Origin of the sequence: Neisseria sp. P0008.S010 (assembly GCF_051962715.1) — a bacterium.
Classification (GTDB): domain Bacteria; phylum Pseudomonadota; class Gammaproteobacteria; order Burkholderiales; family Neisseriaceae; genus Neisseria; species Neisseria elongata.
In genome coordinates, this window is the sequence record NZ_JBQCVA010000178.1 from 1 (window position 1) to 406 (window position 406).

Sequence of the window (406 nt, forward strand, 5' to 3'; positions counted from 1 at the left end):
CCGCGTGAGTGATGAAGGCCTTCGGGTCGTAAAACTCTTTTCTGTGGGACGAACGATCGGGGTAGGAAATGATCCCGATGTGACGGTACCTCAGGAATAAGCAACGGCTAACTCCGTGCCAGCAGCCGCGGTAATACGGAGGTTGCGAGCGTTGTTCGGAATTACTGGGCGTAAAGGGAGCGCAGGCGGCCAGATTAGTCTAAAGTGAAAGCCCGGGGCTTAACTCCGGAAGTGCTTTGGATACTGTCTGGCTCGAGTTCGTGAGAGGAAAGCGGAATTCCAGGTGTAGCGGTGAAATGCGTAGATATCTGGAGGAACACCGGTGGCGAAAGCGGCTTTCTGGCGCGATACTGACGCTGAGGCTCGAAAGCATGGGGAGCAAACAGGATTAGATACCCTAGTAGTC

The 406-nt window shown here is 54.4% G+C and carries 1 rRNA gene; it reads left to right on the forward strand.

From position 1 onward, the window contains the following. A 16S ribosomal RNA gene (locus ACTHSL_RS13110) occupies positions 1 to 406 on the forward strand; the annotation flags it as partial.